The following is a 22,386-nucleotide window of genomic DNA, read 5'->3' as shown; positions in this document are numbered from 1 at the left end:
TCCGCTCCTCCGTCGCGCGCAAGTGATCCACTGCGGTTGTTCAGACAGTGGTTCGGCGTGTCGCGTCGATCAGCCGAAGTGGATCAAAGCGGCTATCCGGCCGGCTCGGCGACGGCCGTGCCGAGGGCGTGAATCCGCTGACGGATCTCGGCGATCGGCGCGGACAGGTCGACCGGGTGCACGTCGACCCGGATTCCGGCACCGGTCAGCTGGTAGCTGCCGGAGGTCGGACCGCCGGCGGCGTACACCAGATGGCCGCAGCTCAGCCCGTACGTCGTGCAGTACGCCAGCATCTGGTACATGTCGCTGTTCGGCGGACGGCCCGGCCCGGCGGTCTCACCGGGTTTGCCCCACTCGGTCGACTTGTACTTGGCGTCCACCACCGCCCGGCACGACGACCCGTCCCACCAGGTGATGTCGGGTCGCAACCCGATCCGCCGCCCGGTGTCCAGGTGCGACTGGTGCTGGGCGCGCAGCCGGCCGCCGTACCGGGACTCGATGCTGTCGCGCAGCATGGCGGTGAGCCAGCCTTCGAAGACCGCGTTGAGGTCGAAGACGAAGCCGGTGGCGGCGAACGGGCCTGGCGGCTGTTCGACGCTGTTGCCGGCCAGGATCAGCCGGGCCAGCCGCAGCGCCGGCTGGTAGCGGGCGGTGAGCCGGTCGACGCGGGTGGTCGGCAACGCCGCTCCGGCGGGCAGGTCCGCGCCGGCCGGCAGCGGGGTCACGTCGGCGAGCGCGGCGACGATCCGGTGCAGGGCGTGCCGAGTCACCGCCGGTACGCCGGGCAGCCGCTGCAGCCGGTGGGCAGCTGCCAGCAGGATCCGGTTCTCGGTGATGTCGACCGTGTAGTCGTCGTAGCGGACCTCCAGCGGCGGGGCGAAACCGAGCCGACGGCGGACCTGGTCGGCCTCCCGGATCCGGCCCCGCAGCACCGGCAACGCCTCCTCGCGTACCTGGTAGCCCTGCAGCACCCCGGCGGCGAACGCGGCGGAACAGGCGGCGGTGAAGGCGACCGCCATGGCCGGCACCAGGTCGGTCTCCTCGGCCAGCCCGACCGGCTCGGCGCGCCAGCCGCGCTGGTCGTCGGCGTACCCGAGCAGCCACATCAGCCGACCGATCGGCAGCTTCGGGCGTACCCGGACCTCGACGGCCGACTCGGATCCAGCCTGACCCGCGCCCGCCTGACCCGCGCCCGACCGGTCCGTGTGGACGCGGACCACGCCGACGCGGGAGCCGGCTCGCAGCCGCAGCCGACCGTCCAGGGTGGCCGAAACCCGGACCAGGCCGGTGGCGGCCAAGGCCCGGGCCACGGCCTTCGGCACCGGGTCGTAGTCGCGGGTCTGGTGTTCACCCAGGCTGAGCAGCCTCACTGGGGTTCGTCCCCGGTCTCCTCGACCGGCTCCGGCGGCTCGACCGCCGTCAGGGTCGCCGCCGAGGTGCCGCCGTCGGCGAGCGCCTTCCACAACGTGTCGAGGCCGTAGCGGGCGCGCACGTCGACGCCGTCGCCGACGTGGCGCTCCTCCAGCAGCGGCAGGATCGCGGTCTTCCAGATCCTGGCCAGACCGTCGGCGGTAGCGGCCCGTGACGTCATCAGGTACGACGGACCGACAGCGGCGTCGCGGTCGCCGATCCGGCGGTTCAGCTCGTCGAGCAGGTCGGCCCGGTTGGCCGGCAACTGTTGGTCGTCGAGCCAGCGGCGCAGCATGTCGACCAGCGGCGGCTCGCCGGGGAACAGCGACTGGAAGTAGAACCGGCGGCGCATCGCCGCGTCGACCAGGGCGATCGACCGGTCGGCGGTGTTCATCGTGCCGATCAGGTAGACGTTCGGCGGCAGGTCGAAGTCGTCACCGGGCGAGTACTGCAGGGCGATGTTGCTCTCGCGGTATTCAAGCAGGAAGTACAGCTCGCCGAAGACCTTCGCCAGGTTGGCGCGGTTGATCTCGTCGATGATCAGAATGTACGGCTGCGCCGGGTCGGCGCGGGCGTCCTCGACGAGCTGTTTGAACGGACCGGGTTCGAGGGAGAAGCCGACGCCGTTGCCGTCGTCGGCCGGTCGGGGGCGGTAGCCCTCGAAGAAGTCCTCGTACGCGTACGACGGGTGGAACTGCACCAGCCGGTACGCGTTGTCGGCCTCGCCGGTGAGGAAGCGGGCCAGCTTCTGTGCCAGGTACGTCTTGCCGGTGCCGGGCGGCCCGTACAGCACGATCTGCTTCTTCTCCCGCAGCAGGTCGACGGTCTCGGCCAGCCATTCCCGGTCGATGAACAGCCGTTCGGCGAGGTCGGTGGTCGGCTCCGGCAGCTCGGCCGCCAGGTCGGTCACGTCTGCGCTGTCGAGTTCGGCGGACTCGCCGTCGGCGTCGTCGCCCTCGCCGATGCCGGCGAGGGTGGCGAATTCGGCGGTGTGTACGCCGAGGCCGGCGACGCTGAGGTGCCCGGCGAGTTTGCTGCGGGCGGCGTCGGACAGGTCGTCGCGGTCGGCCGGCGCGGTCGCGTTGGCCCACCGTACGGCGCGCCGCAGGTTGGACAGGTCATCGGTGGACGCGACCTGGGTGACCGGGCCGGTGACCTGGCCGATGTAGAGGCCGCGCCGATCGCCGGCGACGACGATGTCTCCTTCACTCATCCGGTTGTGGAAGCGGTCGAGGACCCCGGCCGTCTTGGTCCGCTGCGCGGGGGTCAGGTCCGGTGCGGCGTGCCGCAGCTGTTCGACGATCTGGGCCTTGGAGCCGCCGATCTCCCCGTCGAGCCGTTCGGTGAAGGAGATGGAGCAGAATCCGTCGGCCAGCCAGTCGTCGAGCAGGCTACGGCCGTGCGCCCGAGCACTGCGGACCAGCCAGCCGCGTGGCCCGGTGGTGGCGGCTGCCACCGCTGACGGCAGCCAGCGGTCGGCCCACGGCGGGTGGTAGAAGTGCACCGGCTGGTCGGGTGACTCGGCGTCGAGAGTGTCGCGGATCGCCACCAGGTCACGTTCGACGTCGCCGGTCGGAGTGGTGAGCCGGTCAGTGAACGCGGCGACGATCAGCCTCTTGTGCTTGTTCGACGCGATGTCCAGGAAGACGTCCGGAAATACCAGGTTGAGCAGCAGGTTCCGCTGACTGTACGCGGCGTTGATCGGCACGCGGTACAGAATCTCGTGGAATTTCCACGGATCGTCGAGTGCGCCGCGTTGTTCGTCGCGCGGCAACGCTTTCCACACCTGGAGCACCCGGACCAGCCAGGCGATCTGCCGGTCCCGCTGGGTCAGATAGGCCACGCCGGCTTTGACCCGCCCGTGGTCGAGCACCACGTCGAGATCGGCCGGGATCTGCACCGGTTCCGGCAGCAACGTCAACGCCGCCCCGATCACCTTGCGTTTGGTGGTCCCGGTCAGGTCGCGGGGCAGCAGCAGATGCAGATAGATCAGCTCGGCCATCAGCTGGATCGCCGACGCCGGCACGCCGTCGAGCTGTCCGTGCAGCTTCCTGGTGAAACTGCCGGTGCCGGCGTCCGGCCGCTGCACGAAATTCTTGTACAGCAGGTCGGCCGACTCCGCTGTCCAGACCGGACGGCCCGGGGTGAAGGCCGAGTCGTCGGCCGCGAAACCCGCTTCGATGATCCGCCGCGCGGCGGCGTAGACGTCTACCACGGCCGTGCACGCTACGACATCGCCGAGGGCCGGGTATCCACGGTGTCGGTCGCGTCTGGCGCCGAACGACCGAGGCTACGCCGAGACCAGACAGCTGAATCTGGCCAACCTTCCAAGCACACCAGCCCTTTGCCTCGGCACAGATCAAATACCATCGACCCACACGGTTGCCCGTACCGGATTGAAACCTGCTTGGCTTCACTTCCGTGTTCGGAATGAGAGCAACAGCTCGGCCGGACATGGTCAAGGCTCCGCGCGACGTGAAGTGTCTGAAATTTGCCCGGCGAACCAGCTGTGTCCACCGCACTCCATCGGATAGGTTTGCCGGCTGCCCTCTGTGCAGCGCGCGCTCCGCCACCGACGTCTCCACGTTGTACGACCGAGACGCCGGTGGTCTGGCGACGGAGCCCGCCTTGCCGCGCGCCGTCCGACAAGGACACGCAAGACGAAGGGATGTGGATGAGCAGCGAATCTCCAGCGAGCAGCAGAAGCCGGCACTGGGTGGTGATAGAGACCGGCGCCAATCAGGCGTACGTGTTCGCCAGCAACAAACAGGCGGTGAACGTCGGGGCCAGCGAATTGATCTTCCGGAGCGGCACCGAGTGGGTGAAGACCGCCGTTGACAAGATCAACGAAGAGCACACCGAACCCGTCGTCGAGATCGTGGTGGCCGCCTCCGGCAAAGCGCTGCTGCTTGCCGACGACGAGGACGCCGGCAGGGCGGTCATCCGGGCGGTGACCCGCCGGGCACTGCATCAGGCGCCAGGGCTGGAAATCTGGGGGACCGTTGCCCCGAAGCCGGCCGACGGCGACGGCGACGCCGACTTAGCGGCTGGACTGAGCCGGGCGTACCAGTTGCAGGCGTCGTGGCGCAGCCGCCGCCCGTCGCCGTTGCTGCGGCACCCGACGCTGCCGTTCACCCGGCCATGCCACTACTCAGGGCAGCCGTCGACCGCATTCGGCGACGAAGGCGGCACACCGTACCCGAGGGCGGCGAAAGTCGATGCGGCCTGGCGGCGACGCAACGCTGGCCGGGACCGGATGGCCGATCGGCTGGTCGACTCGGCGGTGGTCCAGGCCGACAAGTTGAACGACGGGGTCAGCAACGCCGGCTGGGTTGCGGTGATGCACGCCGACGGCAACGGCATCGGCGGTGTGTTCCGCAGCATCGCCGATGCGTACAGCGGTCAGGAGTTCCTGGCCAAGCTGGGTGCCTTCAGCCGGGCGCTCGACGAGGTGACGGTCGCCGCGCTGCGGTACGCCGTCGAGCAGGTCACCGACCGGACCGGCTGGTTGCTGCCACTGGTCGTCGGCGGTGACGACGTGACCGTGGTGATGGACGCCCGGCCGGCGTTCGAGGTGACCGCGACCTTCGTGGAACGGTTCGCCGAGCAGGCCGCCGGCAACGAAACCATCTCGCAGGTGCTGACCGACGTGCAGCTGCCAGGGCTCACCGCCTGCGCCGGGATCGCGTACGTCAAGCCGCACTACCCGTTCAGCCAGGCATACGAGCTGGCCGAGGAGTTGTGCACGTCCGCCAAGCAGATCAAGCGAATCGATCCCAGTTGCGGCGCGCTGGACTTCCACGTGCTGCATGACTCGGTCGGGCAGGATCTGAAACGGATCCGGGCACCGCTGGCCGTGACCGACTGTGAGACCGAGCTGCGGCTGTGGCCCGGCCCAGTGGTGATCGGCGAGCCGAAGAAAGGCAGCCGGGCGGCGGCCCGCGACGTCACGCTGCTGCGCGCGGCGGTGAAGGAGCTGGGCAAGCAGTCGAACGAGGACGATCCGCCGGTGTTGCCCCGAAGTGCACTGCACCGGTTGCGGCAGGCGCTGCTCGCCGGCAGTACCGAGGCGGGCCGGGCCCGCCACCAGGTCGCCGTCTGGGCGCCGGATCCGGCGGCGGCGAGGGCGTTTCTGGCTGCGCACCTGTTGATGCCGGAACCCGCTGGCCCGGATGGCCGCCAGGTCACCAGCCGTGCCCTGGACGGCAAGGTCCGGTCCGTCTGGTTCAGCCGGATCCTCGGCGCGATCGACCTGATCGACATGGCGACCGGCACCGCACCGCACGCCAGCCGGGGCATCGACTACGACAGCCTGCGGCCACGACAGGAGGCGGCGACCTGATGGGCGACCTGGAATCGACCCGCGACGCCTGCAGCGGGCTGCGCAACGGCCAGCCGTTCACCGTCGAGGTGGAGTTTCTCAGCGACTGGGCGTGCGGCACCGGCACGTCCCGGCACGGTGCGGTGGACCGTGAGGTGCAGCGCGACGCCGACGGTCTGCCGATGCTGCGGGGCAAGGCGCTCGCGGCGGTACTGCGCGACGCGGCGGAGACAGTCGCCGTCGGGCTGGACGACGGAGCCATCAGCGGTGTCTGGCAGGACTGGGTCGAAGTGATCTTCGGCAGTCAGCCGGGCGCCTCGTCCCGGCAGCGGCTCGACCCCGGCGGGCGGTTCCGGCCGCAGCAACGCGCCACGCCGGTTCCGGCGGCCCTGCAGGCTCGGCCGCTGCGCTTGCCCGAGGAGGTCCGGCGCGCGATCGCCGCTTTCGACACACGTGACCGGGACCTGGCCCGGGAGGCGACGGTGCTGCTACGCCCCGGGGTGGCGATCGACATCGACCGGCGCACCGCCGCCGACGATACGTTCCGAATCGAGGAGCGGGCAGCGGTCGGGCTGACCGTCACCGCCGAATGGCAGTTGATCTTTCCTGGGGTGGGCAGCGAGGTGCCGTGGGAGGCGGAGCTGCTGTTGCGGGCCGCAGCCCGGCTGGTCGACGCGATCGGCGGCAAGCGCCGCCGGGGGGCAGGCCGGTGCCGGGTCACCATCGTCGATGACGCGCCCCCGAACCACGGCGCCGACGGAGAAGAAGCCGGACCGGAGGTCGGCCAGGGCGCCGATTCCCAGCTGAGCGCGCTGCTGGACCGGGTCGATGAGGTCCGGCCCCCGGCCGACGTGGTGTCGACGGGCACCGACGACAAGGCCACGCCGCTGGGGGCCTGGGCCACCGAACCGCCCGTGCACCTGCACGATCTGCGGATCACCACGCTCACTCCGCTGCTGGTCGCCCGGGGCGTGATCGGCAACATGGTGCTGACGGAGCGGTTCGTGCCGGGTACGTCGCTGCTGCCGATGGTGGCGCAGGCGCTGGATCAGTCGGCCAACGACCGATCGGCCACCGAGCTGATCACCGGCGGTCAGGTGGTGGTCACCAACGCCACCGTGGAGGTCGACAACAAGCGGTCGCTGCCGGTGCCGCGTGCCCTGCACCGGCCCAAGGACACCGACCCGGACACAGAAGGCACCGGGCCGGGCGAACAGCACGGCGATCAGCCAGTGCAGCTGATCAACCTCCTGCGGCCCCGGACCGACGACGGCCGGCGGCTACAACCGATGACCGGCTACTACGTACCCGACGGCCGCGGTGGCATCCGTCACGCGGAGGCTGACCTGGTGGCGCAGGCGCACGCCGTCGTCGACGACACCTCGCAGCGGCCGACCGAGGACTCCGGCGGCTTGTTCGTCTACGAGGCGATCGCCGCCGGCACGGTGCTGCGTTGCGAGCTGTGGCTTCCGGCCGGCACGAAGCTGGACACCAAATGGCTCAACGGCAAGCACGCGATCGGCCGGTCCCGCAAGGACGACTACGGACACGTCACGGTCGAAGTGATCGCTCCGGGGAGGCCGTTGAAGGCCCACTCGTCGCCGGACCGGACCGGCGACAACATCGACTGCGACGTCAACGACGATGGCGGCGACGCGAATGACGGTCAGCTCGTCGTCTGGCTGCTGTCGGATCTGCTGCTGTCCGGGCCGGCCGGTGAGCCGGTCACCGACCCGACGGTGGTCGGCGCCGTGCTCGGCAAGCGGCTCGGGGTCACGTTGACCCTGCCGGATCCAGGCCCGGACGGGCCGCCGAGGGAGCTGGTCACTACCCGGCGGGTCGAATCGTGGCAACGCCGATGGTCGATGCCGCGCCCTTCGCTGACCGGGCTGGCCGCCGGCAGCGTCATCCGGTTCGAGATGACCGGAAAGCTCGACAGGAAGCGGGTGCTGCGGGTCGAAGCAACCGGTCTCGGAGAACGGACTGCCGAAGGGTACGGCCGAGTTGCGCTGCAGCCGCCACTACTCGCAGCCGACACAGTCCGACTGTCCGACCCGGCCCTCCCGCACGACTGCGGAAACGCGCAGAAACCGGGTACCGAGCAGCAGGAGGCCGAGCAGCCCACCGAACAGCAGGAGGCCCGGCAGCCCACCGGAGAGCAGCCCGGCGCCGACCCGCCCGGCCTGGCGGTCGAGTTGCGACGGCGCGGATGGCGACGCGAACTGCACCGTACCGCAGCGGTCCGGGCGGCCAGCGCCGAGCTGCGGCACAAGTTCGTGCCGCCCGATGCGACGGCAGCGCAGCTCGGCACGTTACGAACCCTGGCCGACCGGCTCACCGTGGCTGGGGGTCCGCAGCAGATGCTGAGCTGGATCGCCGCGACCGAGCGCAACCGGACACGCAAGGAGGTGTGGGGCGCCGAGCGGCTCGGCCTGCTGCTGATGCTGGCCAGCGGAGACGATGTGTTGTGGCGGCACCTGACCGAACCGCCGGCCGAGATCGCCGGGGAACTGCACCCGGCGGCGGCCGGGTGGCTGCTGGCCGAGGTGGTGCGGGCCGAGGTCGGGCAACGCCGTAACCAGCCGGCGAGCGACGAAACCGCCGCCGCGACGCAGACCGGGGTACGGTCGTGAGCCGCCGGGTGACCAGCCGGTGGGAGCTGACCGGCACACTCGTCGCCCAGGCTCCGCTGCACATCGGCGGGCTCGACATCGGACCGGCACAGCTGGTCCAGGCCCGCGACGGCGCAGACCGTCCACTGCTGCCCGGCACCACGCTGGCCGGGGTGATCCGGTCGGCGTTGCAGGCGGAAGGCGTACCCGACTATCAACTGTGGGGGCTGCCACCGGACCGCGACGGTGCCGGCGGCGAAGCATCCTGGGTACGGGTCGACGACGCCCCCGCCATCGACGAGCCGCAGGTCGAGCTACGCGACCACGTGTCGATCGACCGGATGCACGGAGTGGCCGCCAAGGGGCATCTGTTCAGCCGGGAGGTACTGCCCGCCGGCACCCGGTTCGCCTTCCGGATGGTGGTCGACGCGCCGGAAAGCATCGCCGCCGACGAAGCGGAGCAGCTCGTCCACGCCATCGCGGCCCGGCTACGCGGGCCGGGGATCAGCGTCGGAGCGGCGGTCACCCGTGGGCTCGGCCTGGTCCGGCTGGCGGACGCCGAACTGCGGGAGTCGATGCTGGCCACCCGGGCCGGCATGATCGCCGCGTTGCGCTCCGGCGGGAAGCCGGCTGACCTGCCGGACGCCGACCCGGACGAGGTGCCGGCCGGCGTACTGCGGGTCGTCGTGCCGTGGCGCCCGCACGGTCCGCTGGCAGTGCAGGTCAGCTCAGACGGTGACGTGGTCAGCGCATTCCCGCTGACCGGCCGCGACGGTGCCGGTGGCCACCGGCTGGAGCTGCCCGGTAGCTCGATCAAAGGGGTGCTGCGCAGCCACGCCGAGCGGATCACCCGCACGGTGACCGGCGCCAAGTTGCGGGAGAAGTTCCTGGCTCAGATGCGGGCCGACGGGCTGGGGCCGGTGGCGGCGCTGTTCGGCACCGCCGCGGCCCGGGACAGTGGCGACCGGGATCTGCCCGCCGGCCGGCGCGGCGCGCTGCGGGTCGCCACCTGCGTCAGCGCCACCGCCCTACCTGCCGCCCAGTGGGACGCGGTCCGCCTGCTGCAGCAGCGGCTCAGTGAGACGGCTGACCACAGTGGGCAGGACAATGGCGAAGATGGGGTCGAGGGGGGCACCGGTGGTGACGATCCGGCACCACCGAAGGTGTCGGACCAGCGGGCGGCGCTGAGTCGGCTGCAACTGGCCGTCGACGACCTCAATGAAGCGGTCGACGGCATCCGGTTCACCATCGCCCACCATGTCGCGGTGGACCGCTGGACCGGCGGGGCCGCAGACGCGCTGCTGTTCGCGACGGTGGAGCCGCACGCCACCGGCCCGGACGCGTGGCAGCCGATCATCCTCGACCTGGCGGTGGACCAACTCGACCAGGATCCGACGACGACCGGCCCCGGAGCCGACGACGACCGGCGGGCAGCGTTGACGTTGCTGCTGCTGGTGCTGCGGGATCTGTGCGACGGCTGGCTCGGCTTCGGCCACGGCACCACCCGGGGCGCGGGCGGCGTTCGGGTCGATCCGAAGGCGGTGACCTTCCGGGCCGGTCACCGGACCGGCTGGTTCCACGCGCTCGGCAACCGGTCACTGGCCGATGTGCTCGCCGACGAGGAGTTGACCGCGTCGCTGACCACGGCCTGGCTGACGGCGACGACAGGAGGGGCGGCATGAACACCGTGGGGCGGGTCATCTCGGATCTGGGGCGCGGCACGACCGGGCAGGCACTGCGCATGTTCGTGGACAGGAGGACGTCGGGGGTCGGGTTCTGTTACCGGCCGGTTGACGTCCGCTGGTTCCGGTTCGGTGCCGACGGGGTGCCCAGGGGTGCCGACGGGACGGCGCTGGACATGACCGGGGTGTTCGAGTTGCGGGCGTTCACCGCCGAAAAGGAGCTGCGCTGGCGGCACTGCTCCGCCGGGTCCGGGACCACCGCTGTGGTCCGTGGCCACGGGTTGCCAGAGCATCGTCGGCTGCTGTGGGGCACGGTGGTCGGCCCGGCTCCCGGACCGGGCTGGGTGACGCTGCACGACGCCCGGATCGGCGAACTGCACCTCCCGGTCGGCGGCCCGGCTCCCGCCGACGGCGACCTGGTGTGGCTGCGGGCCGTCGAGTACGTCGAGGAGGACCGGCACGGCAACGTCGCCGTGGTCGACGAACGGCTGGTCGGGCTGATCGCCCGACCACACCCCAACAGCGAGGTGACCGAGGAGGCAAAGCCCGATGAGTGACCAGCACCTGCCTGACGGCTCTATCGATGCGGCCGGCCCGACCGAGTTGAAGGACGCCGAGGGGCACTTCCTCAACCCGTACGGCTTCGTGTCCATCCCGGAAGGCGCCGCACTGCCGCCGGAGCTGGCCGACGGGCCGCCGGCCAGCCACGACCGTTACGACCCGGACCGGTGGACCGGCACGATCCGGGTCCGGGTCACCACCCGTACCCCGATGTTGATCCCGGACCACGGTCGGCGCGCGGCCGACGGCACCGCGCCCAACGCGCCGCTGCCGGTACGGGTCGACCAGGCCGGCCGACCGGTGCTGGCCGGCTCGGCGGTCAAGGGTGCGCTGCGGTCGGCGTACGAGGCGGTCACCAACTCGCGGTTCGGCGTGTTCACCGGCCACGACCAGCAGTTGGCGATCCGAGCCACCACCGACCATGCCCAGCGGTTACGACCCGCCGTAGTGACAGAGGTCAACGGGGACGGCAGCGCCACGCTGCAGGTGGTTGATGCGCTGGATCCGAAGGACTGGCAGGGTGATCCGCTGGAGAAGCCCGTGCAGACGGCGGTGTGGGTGCCCATGGACCTGCCCTGTGAGTGTGTCGGCGGCTGTAGCGGCAAGGTCGGTCATGCGGTCGCCGGCTCGCAGGAGTCGACGCGTAGCCCCGAGATGGAGGCGTGGATCTACTTCGCTCTCCTCGGCCCGTTTCCGCTGTGGCGGGTCGCGGTTTATGCCCGGCCCGGCGAGCTGTGCGACGAGTCGGTGGCGGAGCAGCGCCGTGTCGCCGACCGCCAGGACGAACGGGCCCGGGCAATAGAGCGGGCACGAAAGGCTCAGGAGAAGGGAAAGAAGAAGAACAACAACACGGGACTGATCGTCACCAACCATCCGTTGGTGCGGGTCCGGGGGCGGCTACATGTCACCGGCAGCACCTTTCCGGCCGGCGAAGGGCGCAAAAGGTTCGAACGGTTCGTTGTCACGCAGGTCGAAGAGGGTCCGGCCAAGCCGGGACTGTCGGCCCCGACCGTCAGCAAGGCCCTGGTCGACGGCTGGCGAGCGGTGATCGATTCCTACGAGCGCGCCCACGAGACGGAAAGCAGCCTGACGGGAGGCTACGGCAGCTACGTGTGGGACGCGAAGCGATGGCGGACACTGCACGTCGGTGACACGCTCTACGTCGAGCCGAGACGGGGTGCGCCGGTCGGGCTGTATCCGGCGATGATCGGGCGGGTGCCGTTTCCGGGAGCGCCGGTGACCAGCCTGCCGCACCGACACCAACCCGCCACCGACCGCACACAACTCTCGCCTGCCGACCGGGTGTTCGGCTGGGTACGCCAAGGCGAGGACGACTCACGGGTGGCGCATCGGGGGCACCTGAGGGTGCTACCGCCCGACGGCGACGGGGTGCCCGGCAAGGACAAGGTTCATCGGCTCATCCGCCCACTGGAGCTGGTCGTGCTCAACGGGCCGAAACCGTCGCAGTTCCTGTTCTATCTCGGCGACCGTGACGGGGCTCCGCTGGAGGCTCCGGATCGGCGCGCTGGGCAGGGCTACCCGGCCGCCGCCGGTGCTCGCCGGTTGCGGGGCCGGAAGACCTATCTGACCCACGCCGAGGTACTTGACGGCGAGCCGGGCGCGGCGGACTACTGGACGCCGCCGGCTCAGCCGCCCCGGCCGGCGACACCGAACGGTCCCCCACCGCCGAAGCCAAGACCGATGGCGGTCGGCGGGCGGACCCGCTTCCGGGAGTACGCTCGCCCACCTGTCGACCGCAACGCCAGAGACAACACCGAGATCACCACGTCGGTGTCGCACTGGGTGAAGCCGGGGACCACGTTCGCGCTCACCCTTCAGGTCGACAATCTGACCGGCACCGAGCTGGGGGCGTTGCTGTGGCTGCTGTCGCTACCGGACGGCGCCTGCCTCAAGCTGGGGTTGGGCAAGCCGTTGGGCTTCGGCGCGGTACGGGTCGAAGTCGACTGGGACGACACCCGGCTGTTCACCGGCGATCGGCTGCTGGACCGCTACCGCATACTGTCGCTGTCACCGCCGCCCGCTGACGCGGACCTGAGCGCGGCCCGCCAACTCGTCACCAGCTACGACGACGTGCTGCGTGAGCATCTGACCGACGTGCGGGAGGAGTTCCTCAACGCCGCGTACGGGTTCGTCGGCGCTCCGGTGCACTACCCGCGCAAAGCGGACGGCTCGCCGGCGGGCGTGCCGGCCACCCCGCGCAACACCACGTACGACTGGTGGGTGGCCAACGACAAGATCGGCAACGAGGCCGGAAAGGAATACGGGCGACGGCTGTCGCTGGGTGAGCTGTCCGACCCTGGCTCGTTGCCGCTGCCGTACGACCCGACCGGCATCCGGCCGGGGAAACCGAAGGGCAGCCAGCCAGGCGCGTCTACCGGCAGCCGACCAGGCGGAGCCTGGCCGGGTGAGCCGCAGGACGATCCTCCGCGTCCCAGACGCCGCAAGATGGGTGGCCGCCGAGGCCAGGGCGGCAACGGTCATCGGTACGACGACCGCGGCCGGGGCGGCGGACGCCGGTGAACAGGCTGCCGGGCTCCGGTGGAGGTCCCGCCACCGGAGCCCGGCAGCCGGCCAGGCGGACGGGTCAGGTGTCGCGCAGTCGGCGTACGTCGTCGCGTAGCTCGGCGAGCACATCGGCCAGCCGGGGGCCGCCGCCGACTCGGTCGCCGAACGCGGCACGGGCGGCGTTGGCCATTGCGGTGAGCAGCCCGCTGACGGTGTGCTGCGCTCCCCCGGTGTGCTCCAGGATCAGGTCGCCGAGGGCACGGGCGTCGAACGGCCCGTGCCCATGGGTGACCGGCAACTGGTTGCGCGTGGCGAACATCCAAGTCAGCTCGTTGCGGATCTTCGTCTTGGTCTGTGCGTGGTTGTCCGCTGAGCGTTCGGCGCAGGCGCATGCGCCGATGATCGCCCGCATCCCGGTTGCCGGGTCCTTGTCGATGCCGGGCAGCGCGGCCCACACCTCGATCCGTTCGGCGACCATCCGGACGGCGCGGTCCTCGGCGTCCACGGTGGTCATCGGCCAGTCCTCCGACTCGCCGGCATGGCGCAACGCTTCTGACAGACGCAGCGCCTTGTCACTCAACTGTTTGCCGGTGGCGAGGGTGCCGAGCAGCCGGGCGGCGGTGTCGAGTTCGGCGACGTCCAGGGCGTGGCTGGCGGCGCTGAGGATGGCCAGGTCGGTGCCGAAGCGCAGCGGCAGCCGGTGGGTGCCGGCGGCGAGCACATTCTGGTCCTGGGTGACGAGTTGGCGCAGGAACAGCGGGATTCCCCGTACGGCGGCGATCTGTTGCCCGGCGTCGAGCAGGGTCAGCACATGCTCCTTCGGCCCGGTCGGGATCAGCACGATCGCCCCGGTGTCCGGGCCGACGTGTTGGCTCAGCAGCTCGACCGCGGCCTTCTCGGTGAACGCGGCCGGGTCGTCGGGGTCGAGCCCGACGGCAGCGACCGAAGCGGTGACGACGGTGTGTCCAGCGGCGCGCAGCTGCTCGCCGACCCGCTGCGCGTGGGTGAACGTCCCGGAGGCGGTGCCGAGGATGATCATTTTCACCGGTACCTCGACCGGACCGCCGAGGTAGGTCTGGACGTCTTTCTCGATCCGCCGCCACCGGTTCTGTCGGACAGCATCGGCGATCTCCTTGATGACGTAGTCACCACCTTTGCTGTCCGGCCAGCCGAGGATGGTGAGGTAGCAGACGGTGTCGCCGGGCACCAGGGGCAGCGGCCCGAGTCCGGACGGGGTGGGCAGGTCGGCCGCCGGGGCGGTGTCGTGTTCGGCGAGGTGCCGGCGCAGGGCGTCGAGCATCGCCGGCTGCGGCGGCGCGAGTTCGTGAGAGCTGTCCTTGCCCATCTCGTTGAGCTGCCGCACGATCGGCGAGAGGAGCCACTCGCCGCTGGCCGTGCGCTTCGCGTCGAGCACGGCGGAGTCCTGATGCTCCCGGTCGATCGTACCTATCAGCTTGCCGAGGGTGGCGATCCGTCGCCCGTTGCGCTGCTGCGCCCAGTGGAGCAGGTCGAGCGCGCTGCCGTCGTGTTCCCGCAGCTCCTGGTAGCGGTGGACGATGTAGGCGCGGACGGTGAAGCCGCTGCTGCCGTCGCCGCGCATCAACGCGGCGGCCATCACGGCCCGCATCCGGTCGGCGTTCGGCACGACGTACGCCTGCCCGAAGTGATCAGCCTCCGCGTCCACGACCCGCCGCTGCTCAACAGTCAAACTCAGCTGACCCGCATCGGCGAGAGCCCGCAGCAGATCGTGGTAGCGCCAGCGACGCAGCAACGGCACCACCGGGTCGACCGGCAACCCGGCCGTCGGGTCGTAGACGGCGTGCCGGGGCGCCACGGTCGGCCCGATCCGGATCAACGACCACGGCAGGCCGGACGTGATCACCGCGTCGAGCGCGCCGAGGATGACCTGGGTGGAGCCGCTGCCACATACCGTGTAGACCCGCCCCGCAGTGGAGTCGGCGCGGCTGCGCAGGAAGCGGGTGACACCGCACGCGATGTCGGGTTCGGTGACGCTCACGCCGTGGACGATGGTGACGGCGGTGACCGGTACGCCGTACAGGTCGGGTTGGCGGTTGAGGGCGTGCGCGACGACGTCGGCGATCGGCGCGACGACCGGGGTGCACAGGAGCACCAGGTGGATGGTGGTGGCGCTGGTATCGGCCGGTAGGGCGCCCAGTGCGGCGGTGAGCGGCGCGACCTGGCCGGTGGTCTGCTCGGGGGTGCGCAGCAGCAGGATCTGCCGGGTGTGGGGGTCGTCGTCGGGCCGCTGTTCGAGCCGGGCGAGGAGGTCACCGGCGTCGGCCTGCCCGGCCGACAGGCGGGCGCGGCCCGCCGGTGCGCCGAGGTCGGAGTTTCCGACGGCGTGGAGCAGGTAGGTAACGTGTCGGGTCACGTTCGTCCTATTCGGGTCGGGTGTCGACGATGGTGCCGAGCCTGTTGCCGCCCAGGCCGGGCAGGCCGGGTCGGCCCGCCTGGCCGGCGCGTTCGGCGCGCCAGGCCAGCTCGGTGTGTTCGGTGTCGCGCAGCCGGCGTACGTCGTCGCGCAGCTCGGCGAGCAGGTCGGCCAGTCGGGGGCCGGTGCCGGGGCGGTCGCCGAAGGTGCTGCGGGCGGCGGCGGCCATCGCGGTGAGCAGCCCGCTGACGGTGCGCTGCGCTCCCCCGGTGCGCTCCAGGATCAGCGGCTCCAGGTTGAGTGGCTCCGGGGCGGGCCGCTGCGGGTTCAGCGGCTCCGGGGTGTCGCCGTCGGCGCGGCCGTGGCCGTGGGTGATCGGCAGCCGGTTGCGGATCTCGTACAGCGGTCGCAGCACCTGCCGCCGGGTGGCTTCCTTGAGCCGGTTGGCGTCGATGGAGTGTTCGGTGCTGGCGCAGGCGCCGATGATGGCGCGCATGCCGGTGGCGACGTCCCGGTCGACGTCGGGCAGCGCGGCCCACACGTCGATCCGTTCGCCGATCATCCGGAAGGTGCAGTCCTCGGTGGTGGTGACGTCGGCCTGCACCGGCACCGGCCAGCGGCGCAGCCGCCGGGTGGCGCAGCGCAGCGCGTCGGACAGGCTCACCGCGCGGGCGCTCAGTGGCTGCCCGGTGGCGAGGGTGCCGAGCAGCCGGGCGGCGGTGTCGAGTTCGGCGACGTCCAGGGCGTGGCTGGCGGCGGCGAGAATGGCCAGGTCGGTGCCGAAGCGCAGCGGCAGCCGGTGGATGCCGGCGTCGAGCACGCTCCGGTCGCGGGTGACGAGCTGCCGTAGGAACAGCGGAATTCCCCGTACGGCGGCAGCCTGCTGCCCGGCGGCGAGCAGGGTCAGCACGTGCTCCTTCGGCCCGGTCGGGATCAGCACGATCGCCCCGGTGTCCGGGCCGACGTGTTGGCGCAGCAGCTCGGCGGCGGCCGGCTCGGTGAACGCGGCCGGGTCGTCGGCGGCGACGCCGAGGTCGGCGATCGGGGCGGCGACGGCGGTGTGCCCGGCGGCTCGCAGCCGGTCGGCGGCCTGGCGGGCGTGCGGGTAGGTGCCGGCGGCGGTGCCGAGGATCAACGCCTTGACCGGCACCGGCTGGCCGGCCGGCACCCCGAGGTAGGTGCGGACCGCCGGGTCGAGGTCGTCGCGCCGGTCGGGGTCGGCGGCGGCCTCGACGATCTGTTCGACGATGTACGGGCTGCCGTCGCGCGACGGGTTGCCGACGACGCTGAGGTACCAGACGGTGTCGCCGGGCACCAAGGTCAGCGATCCGAGCCCGGCCGGCGCGTTGTCACCGGCCGCCGGCACGCCAAAGCCATCGCCGGCGGTGACGGTGGCAGTGGCGGCCGGGGTTCTGTCGTGTTGGCGCAGGTGTCGGCGCAGCGCGTCGAGCATCGGCGGGTCCGGTGGTTTGAGTTCGTGGGCGCTGGCTTTGCCCATCTCGTTGAGCTGGTGGACGATCTGCGAGGCGAGCCACCGGCCGCTGGGCGCGGCTTTCGCCGCCCGTACCGCCGGGTCTGCGTGCCCGGCGCGTTGCTCGCGGATGACCCGCAGCATCGCCCCGAGGGTGACCGGGGATCGTTTGGCGTGCTGTTCGGCCCAGGTGAGCAGGTCCAGCGGGGAGCCGTCGGCGGCGCGCAGTTCGTGGTAGCGCTGGGCGACGTAGGCGCGGACGGTGAAGCCGCTGCTGCCGTCGCCGCGCATCAACGCGGCGGCCATCACGGCCCGCATCCGGTCGGCGTTCGGAGCGACGTACGCCTGCCCGAAGTGATCAGCTTCGGCGTCGACGACCCGCCGCTGCTCGGCCGTCAGACTGAGCTGACCCGCGTCGGCGAGAGCCCGCAGCAGGTCGTGGTAACGCCAGCGACGCAGCAACGGCACCACCGGGTCGACCGGCAATCCGGCCGTCGGGTCGTAGACGGCGTGCCGGGGCGCCACGGTCGGCCCGATCCGGATCAACGACCACGGCAGCCCGGACGTGATCACCGCGTCGAGCGCGCCGAGGACGGTCTGGGTGGAGCCGCTGCCCCAGACGACGTACGCCCGGTCGGTGCGCGGGTCGGCGTGGGTGTCGAGGGTGCGGGTGACGCCGGCGGCGATGTCGGTCTCGTCAAGGCTGTCGCCGTGCATGACGGTGACGGCGGCGATGGTGCCGCCGTACAGGTCGGGCAGGTGGCGGACGGCGCGGTCGATCGCGGCGGCGATGGCGGCGACCCGGGCGGTGGTCACGAGGATCAGGTGTACGGCGGTGCCGGCGGTGTCGGGGTCGGCGTGCAGGGCGGCGAGGGCGGCGGCCAGCGGCGCGGTGTCGCCGGTGGTCTGCGCTGGGGTGCGTAGCAGCAGGATCCGCCGGGTCTGGTCATCGTCGTCGGGCCGCTCGTCGAGCAGCCGCAGCAGGTCGGTGGCGCCGGCGCTGTCGGGTGGGGGTACGCCGAGGTCGGCGTGCCCGACGGCGTGCAGCACGAAGGAAACGCGAGGGGACACGGCCCGTCCAATCGAGGGGGTGGTCGGGGGGATGGTGCCGAGCCGATCAACGTTACTCAGTGGATTTGTCACGGGGCAGGCGGTGTCGGGTATCCGATGGCAGCCTTGCCCCGGCGACGGGTTCCACAGTGGCGCGGCCGGCGTCGATGATGGCACGGTGACGGACGATCGCTGGGACGGCCCGGGGTTGACGGTGTTCGGCTCGGCCACCGGTGGCGGCCGGGCGGGCCGGGCCGGCCGGGTCGGCGGCGGGTCGGGCGGTGACCGGGGCGGCTGGGCGGGCGGGCTGCGGGCGGCGTTGTCGGACGGGACGGCGGCGGTGGCGGTCGGCGGCGCGCTGGCCGGCGGGTTCGGTGTCGAGGCGGCCAAGTCGGTGATGGTCGGTGAGGCGGCCGGCCGGTGGTGGTTCGTGGTGGGCTGCCTGGCCGGGGTGGCGCTGCTGGTGGCCGGGTTCGGGCTGCGGGAGCGGGCGTACCGGCAGGTGCAGGTGGGGATCGTGGTGACCGCGCGCGACGTCGGGCGCGGGCTGGCCAGGGCCCGGCAGTACGAGCAGCAGGCCGAGGAGTTCAGCCGGTCGACGTGTGCGGTGACGGTGGCGACGGCGGTCACCTTGTCCGGCGATCCGGCGGTGGACAAGTCTCGGGTCGAGGAGTTGGCGGATGAGACGTTCAACGCGTTGATGCTGGCGCAGCGGCTGACGCCGGAGGCGACCCGGGTCAATCTGATCCCGACGATGCCGCTGCATCTGGCGTTCTGGTTCGGGGCCCGGCTGGGTCACACCCATTCGCGTGAGGTGCGGGTCCACGCCGTCCGCCAGGCCGACGGGTCTCCCCCGTATTTCGCGGCGACGGCGTTGCGGGCCACCGAGTCGGCGGCGACTCCGCTGTCGGCGAGCCTGGAGATCGTGGCGGGCGGAGATCCGTCGCGGGCGGCGCTCGCGCTGGATCTGCAAGGCTTCGGGCGCCAGTTCGCCGATCCGGTACGGGAGACCTGCCGACAACACGGCATCGGTCACCTGTTGGTGCTGCGCAGCGCGGGTTCGTTGCTGGCCGAGGACGCGGCCACCTATACCGGGGTGGTGGAGCAGGCCCGCCGGGAGTGGCTGGCCGCCGCGTTGCCGAGTGCCGCCCGCACCGGCCGGTACGCGGTGTTCCTCAGCGGCTCGGTGGCGATCTCGCTGGCGTTGGGTGCCCGCCTGGCGGCACCGGATCCGGGGCGGTGGACGGTCTTTTCGTTCGACCGGGACACCCACTCGTACCAACCGTTTCCCTTGCCGGAGCCGACCCGGTGAGCGACAATTTCCACATCGGCCTGTCGGCGACTACCGGACGGGAGGTGAGACAGCCACGCCGAGCCCAGCAGCCTCCATCGAGGACGGACAGAACATCGATGTACGCAAGATTAAGTGCCGGAGTTGCGGCGAAATGTCGATTGCGGCAACCTCCGACACGCCCGGGATCCGGGGGAGGTTGGCGGAAAGATCCCAAAGTACGCCCGAGCTGCGAAAACTCACCTCACAGAGATCATCTGGACCGCCACCAAGATCACGATGATCATGAGGTTGCCCTCGGAGCACCATGTTTGCCCAGCTCAGACCGCCCGACATTTCGGACGCGGTCCCCGGACACACGAAAACCGCGCCGGATTGAAACTTGGCCGCGAAGTGACGGGCGAGGTAGGTCCTGCGGGTCCCCGGACACACGAAAACCGCGCCGGATTGAAACCAGACCGATCCCGGTGATCGCGAGAACGATGATGCCGAAAAGTCCCCGGACACACGAAAACCGCGCCGGATTGAAACCCCTGAAAAGCACGGCTATCCTTTTATACCAGGTGGTCCCCGGACACACGAAAACCGCGCCGGATTGAAACATCGGGATCCCACTCTCGTTCATCTTCTTCCATGGTCCCCGGACACACGAAAACCGCGCCGGATTGAAACACGCTTCACGCGCTCGTATTCATTGGCGCCTGAAGCGCCGGTCCCCGGACACACGAAAACCGCGCCGGATTGAAACCCTGAGGGGACTAAAGGTGATTGTTCACCGTGTCCGTCCCCGGACACACGAAAACCGCGCCGGATTGACCTCAATCCGTCAGAGGGTGTTGATCCCTGGTAGTCCGAATCGGCCGACCGTTTTGTCCGCTCGGGGTGGAAGTCGGTTTGCCGCGTGTCGCTGCGGGCGCGCCGGTTCTCCTGGTACCGGTGGCGTCTTTCTGCTGGTAGGGCCGGTGTTCGGGGGTCAGGTGGGTGGGGGTATGAGGCTGAGGCGTTGCCAGCAGAGGGTGAACGCTTCGGCCCAGGGCCAGGTGTCGGGGATGGACAGGACGCGGCGGCGGGCGTGGGTGGCGAGTTTCGCGGGTAGGTGCAGGATCCGGTAGCGCAGGGTGTCGGGTTCGGCGTGGGCGAGGTCGGGTTGGTCGTGCAGGCCGAGGAGCCGGGTCCAGGCGTCGAGGTCGGCGGCGATGTTCGAGGCGAGGACCCAGCCCTGGTTGACGGTCCAGTCCTTCGAGGGCAGGTTGCGTAGTCCCATGGCCTTGTTGGTGCGGACTCTGTCCTCTACCCCGGCGTGACTTCTGTGCAGGGCGTCGAGCCATTGCGGCTGGTGCGAGCCGCGCACACCCGCGATCCGGGTGATGTTGGTGGCGACGATCGCGTATCGCCAGCCGGTGCGTTTCTCCAGCGCGGTGAGGTTCTTCGCGTGCCGGGCCGACGGCCTGGTGCGACGTACGAGCAGCCGCAGCTTGCCGTTCCAGTTGTCCAGACGCCGGTTCAGGCCGGTCAGCTCGGCGACGTGGGCCTTCTCGACGGCGGTACCGTCCTGCTGGAGACTGTCGTCCCAGGCGGTCTCGGGCAGTTGGGCGATGGCGGTCTCGTCGGTGTCGGTGATGGTCCAGCCGACGGTGAAGCGCACGCTACGCCACGCCCGGTTCATCTGCTCGATGTGTTCCACGAGGTCGTGGGTGGCGCCGGCCCCGTCGACCCTGATGAGGATCTTCCGTCGGTAGGCGACCGGTAGCTGGTCGATCGCGTCACCCAGCACCCGGATATGGTCGCTGACAGTGTTTGATCCGGCGTTGCCCGGACGGAGCAGCATGGCCAGACTTTCCGCGGTGTTGGCACACCAGGCCCCCAGCGGATGGTGTCCGTAACCCTTCTTGAACGTGGCCGCCGCGCCCTGCTTGTCACTGTGCGCGGTGATCAACGTGGCGTCCATGTCGATGACCACCCATCCGGTCAACTGTTTCCCGGCCACGCGCAGCCACGGAAACCCCTGCGGTCGGCCGGCGAGCAGATCCCACACCCGGGCGCGGACCTTCGCCCGCGCTGTGGCGATCCGGCGTAGGCAGGTGTCGTCGAGCTCGGCCAGAGCCCGGCGGACGGTCGATTCCGACGGTGGATCCGCGAATACCAGAGCCTGATGCGCGAGTAGCCCGATGTCGGACATGCTCGTCGCACCGAGCACGATCGTGGTCGCCAGACAGACCAGGACCGTGCCCCGGTCCCACCACCCCGGCCCCGTGCCCCGGGGCAGGACCTTGTTCAACGCCCCGGTCAGGCCGGTCCGGTCCGCGCACTGCCGCAGCAACACCGCGCCCGCGTGACCGACCAGACCCTTCCCACCCGGGGCCACGACCAGCCGCTGGGCCCACCCGTTACTCTTACTCACCAGAAAGGTGCACCCGATTCCATCATGGATATGATCTAGACACTCACATCCTTGCAGGTCAGGTGCACCTTTCTCTCACCGGCCTTGATCAATCAAATCCCCTCTGACTGGGGGAGGTTGAAACCTCCGTCGTGATGACGGTGATGACGGTGATGACCGGTCCCCGGACACACGAAAACCGCGCCGGATTGAAACTCGTATGTGCGCACGATCCTGGCACCGCACTGTCCCCGGACACACGAAAACCGCGCCGGATTGAAACCGGTCCCAAGACGCGAGGAACGAGAAGCCCTGAGCCGAATTTTGGGGCTGGGTGTCAGCGTGGCGGCGGTGGAGTGGTGGTCAGCTCGCCGCACTTGGGGCACCAGCGGCTCTTGACTCGGAACGAGAACAGGCCAGCCAGGAAGCCGAGCAACGCGGCGCTCGTCAACGCGCAGATGTCCATGATCCTCTGCCTTCTCTACGGATGAGGATGGTGGGGTCGGGTCGGTGGTTGCCGCCACCGGCCCGACCCCCGAGGTCCGCCCGGTCGCCCAAGCGGAATGGAAGGCCCGGAGCGCGCCCGGCCGTACGACGCCCGTCGGCGTAGGCGTTGGGCACCAGTTACCCAGGGCTATTGCAAAGTCGGGTGACCCCTGGTCACGGCAGGGTTTCCCGTGGTTACGGCGT

12 protein-coding genes and 1 CRISPR repeat array are annotated in these 22,386 nt (G+C 70.6%); of the genes, 6 read left to right on the top strand and 6 right to left on the bottom strand.

All coding sequences use genetic code 11. The features are described from left to right. Positions 1-92: 92 nt before the first annotated feature. Positions 93-1,370 (bottom strand): McrC family protein, encoded by a 1,278-nt coding sequence (locus ACFHW1_RS14235; protein ID WP_416615581.1) that lies wholly within the window; start codon positions 1,368-1,370, stop codon positions 93-95. After that, on the bottom strand, positions 1,367-3,625 hold the full coding sequence (locus ACFHW1_RS14230) for an AAA family ATPase (RefSeq protein WP_416615579.1): 2,259 nt from the start codon (positions 3,623-3,625) through the stop codon (positions 1,367-1,369). Before ACFHW1_RS14230 ends, ACFHW1_RS14235 begins: the two co-directional genes overlap by 4 nt. Before the next feature lie 459 nt (positions 3,626-4,084). Between ACFHW1_RS14230 and ACFHW1_RS14225 the strand changes: the two genes are divergently transcribed. From ACFHW1_RS14225 to ACFHW1_RS14205, 5 genes are read left to right on the top strand one after another with little or no spacing between them, the layout of a single operon-like run. After that, positions 4,085-5,752 (top strand): Cas10/Cmr2 second palm domain-containing protein, encoded by a 1,668-nt coding sequence (locus ACFHW1_RS14225; protein WP_416615577.1) that lies wholly within the window; start codon positions 4,085-4,087, stop codon positions 5,750-5,752. Next, positions 5,752-8,364 (top strand): RAMP superfamily CRISPR-associated protein, encoded by a 2,613-nt coding sequence (locus ACFHW1_RS14220; RefSeq protein ID WP_416615576.1) that lies wholly within the window; start codon positions 5,752-5,754, stop codon positions 8,362-8,364. The genes ACFHW1_RS14225 and ACFHW1_RS14220 overlap by 1 nt, the downstream gene beginning before the upstream one ends. Beyond that, positions 8,361-10,025, top strand: coding sequence for an RAMP superfamily CRISPR-associated protein (locus ACFHW1_RS14215; RefSeq protein WP_416615574.1), 1,665 nt, complete (start codon positions 8,361-8,363; stop codon positions 10,023-10,025). The genes ACFHW1_RS14220 and ACFHW1_RS14215 overlap by 4 nt, the downstream gene beginning before the upstream one ends. Beyond that, the gene (gene csx19 / locus ACFHW1_RS14210) at positions 10,022-10,582 is read left to right on the top strand and encodes a CRISPR-associated protein Csx19 (RefSeq protein ID WP_416615572.1); all 561 of its coding nucleotides are present in this window, start codon (positions 10,022-10,024) and stop codon (positions 10,580-10,582) included. Before ACFHW1_RS14215 ends, csx19 begins: the two co-directional genes overlap by 4 nt. Next, positions 10,575-13,127 (top strand): TIGR03986 family CRISPR-associated RAMP protein, encoded by a 2,553-nt coding sequence (locus ACFHW1_RS14205; protein ID WP_416615570.1) that lies wholly within the window; start codon positions 10,575-10,577, stop codon positions 13,125-13,127. Before csx19 ends, ACFHW1_RS14205 begins: the two co-directional genes overlap by 8 nt. Before the next feature lie 64 nt (positions 13,128-13,191). Here the strand turns inward: ACFHW1_RS14205 and ACFHW1_RS14200 are convergent, their stop codons facing one another. Beyond that, positions 13,192-15,504: a hypothetical protein gene (locus ACFHW1_RS14200; RefSeq protein WP_416615569.1), complete on the bottom strand. Its 2,313-nt coding sequence runs from the start codon at positions 15,502-15,504 to the stop codon at positions 13,192-13,194. A gap of 7 nt (positions 15,505-15,511) precedes the next feature. Beyond that, a complete protein-coding gene (locus ACFHW1_RS14195) occupies positions 15,512-18,046 on the bottom strand; it encodes a hypothetical protein (protein ID WP_416615568.1) in 2,535 nt (844 codons plus the stop codon). A gap of 157 nt (positions 18,047-18,203) precedes the next feature. Here ACFHW1_RS14195 and ACFHW1_RS14190 point away from each other — a divergent pair, with 157 nt between their 5' ends. Beyond that, on the top strand, positions 18,204-19,337 hold the full coding sequence (locus tag ACFHW1_RS14190; protein ID WP_416568005.1) for an SAVED domain-containing protein: 1,134 nt from the start codon (positions 18,204-18,206) through the stop codon (positions 19,335-19,337). A gap of 325 nt (positions 19,338-19,662) precedes the next feature. Further along, positions 19,663-20,135: a CRISPR direct-repeat array (repeat unit 36 nt; unit sequence GTCCCCGGACACACGAAAACCGCGCCGGATTGAAAC). A gap of 154 nt (positions 20,136-20,289) precedes the next feature. Here ACFHW1_RS14190 and ACFHW1_RS14185 read toward each other — a convergent pair. Together ACFHW1_RS14185 and ACFHW1_RS14180 are read right to left on the bottom strand one after the other, a co-directional pair. Next, complete coding sequence (locus tag ACFHW1_RS14185; protein WP_416615566.1) at positions 20,290-21,717, bottom strand: IS1380 family transposase; 1,428 nt, start codon at positions 21,715-21,717, stop codon at positions 20,290-20,292. 316 nt (positions 21,718-22,033) lie between these two features. Beyond that, positions 22,034-22,162, bottom strand: coding sequence for a hypothetical protein (locus ACFHW1_RS14180; protein ID WP_278114792.1), 129 nt, complete (start codon positions 22,160-22,162; stop codon positions 22,034-22,036). Positions 22,163-22,386: the final 224 nt, after the last annotated feature.

Origin of the sequence: Micromonospora sp. LOL_014 (assembly GCF_048060245.1) — a bacterium.
Lineage (GTDB): Bacteria > Actinomycetota > Actinomycetes > Mycobacteriales > Micromonosporaceae > Micromonospora_E.
Note: the sequence above shows the minus strand (reverse complement) of the source record. Positions and strands in the feature narration are given on the sequence as shown.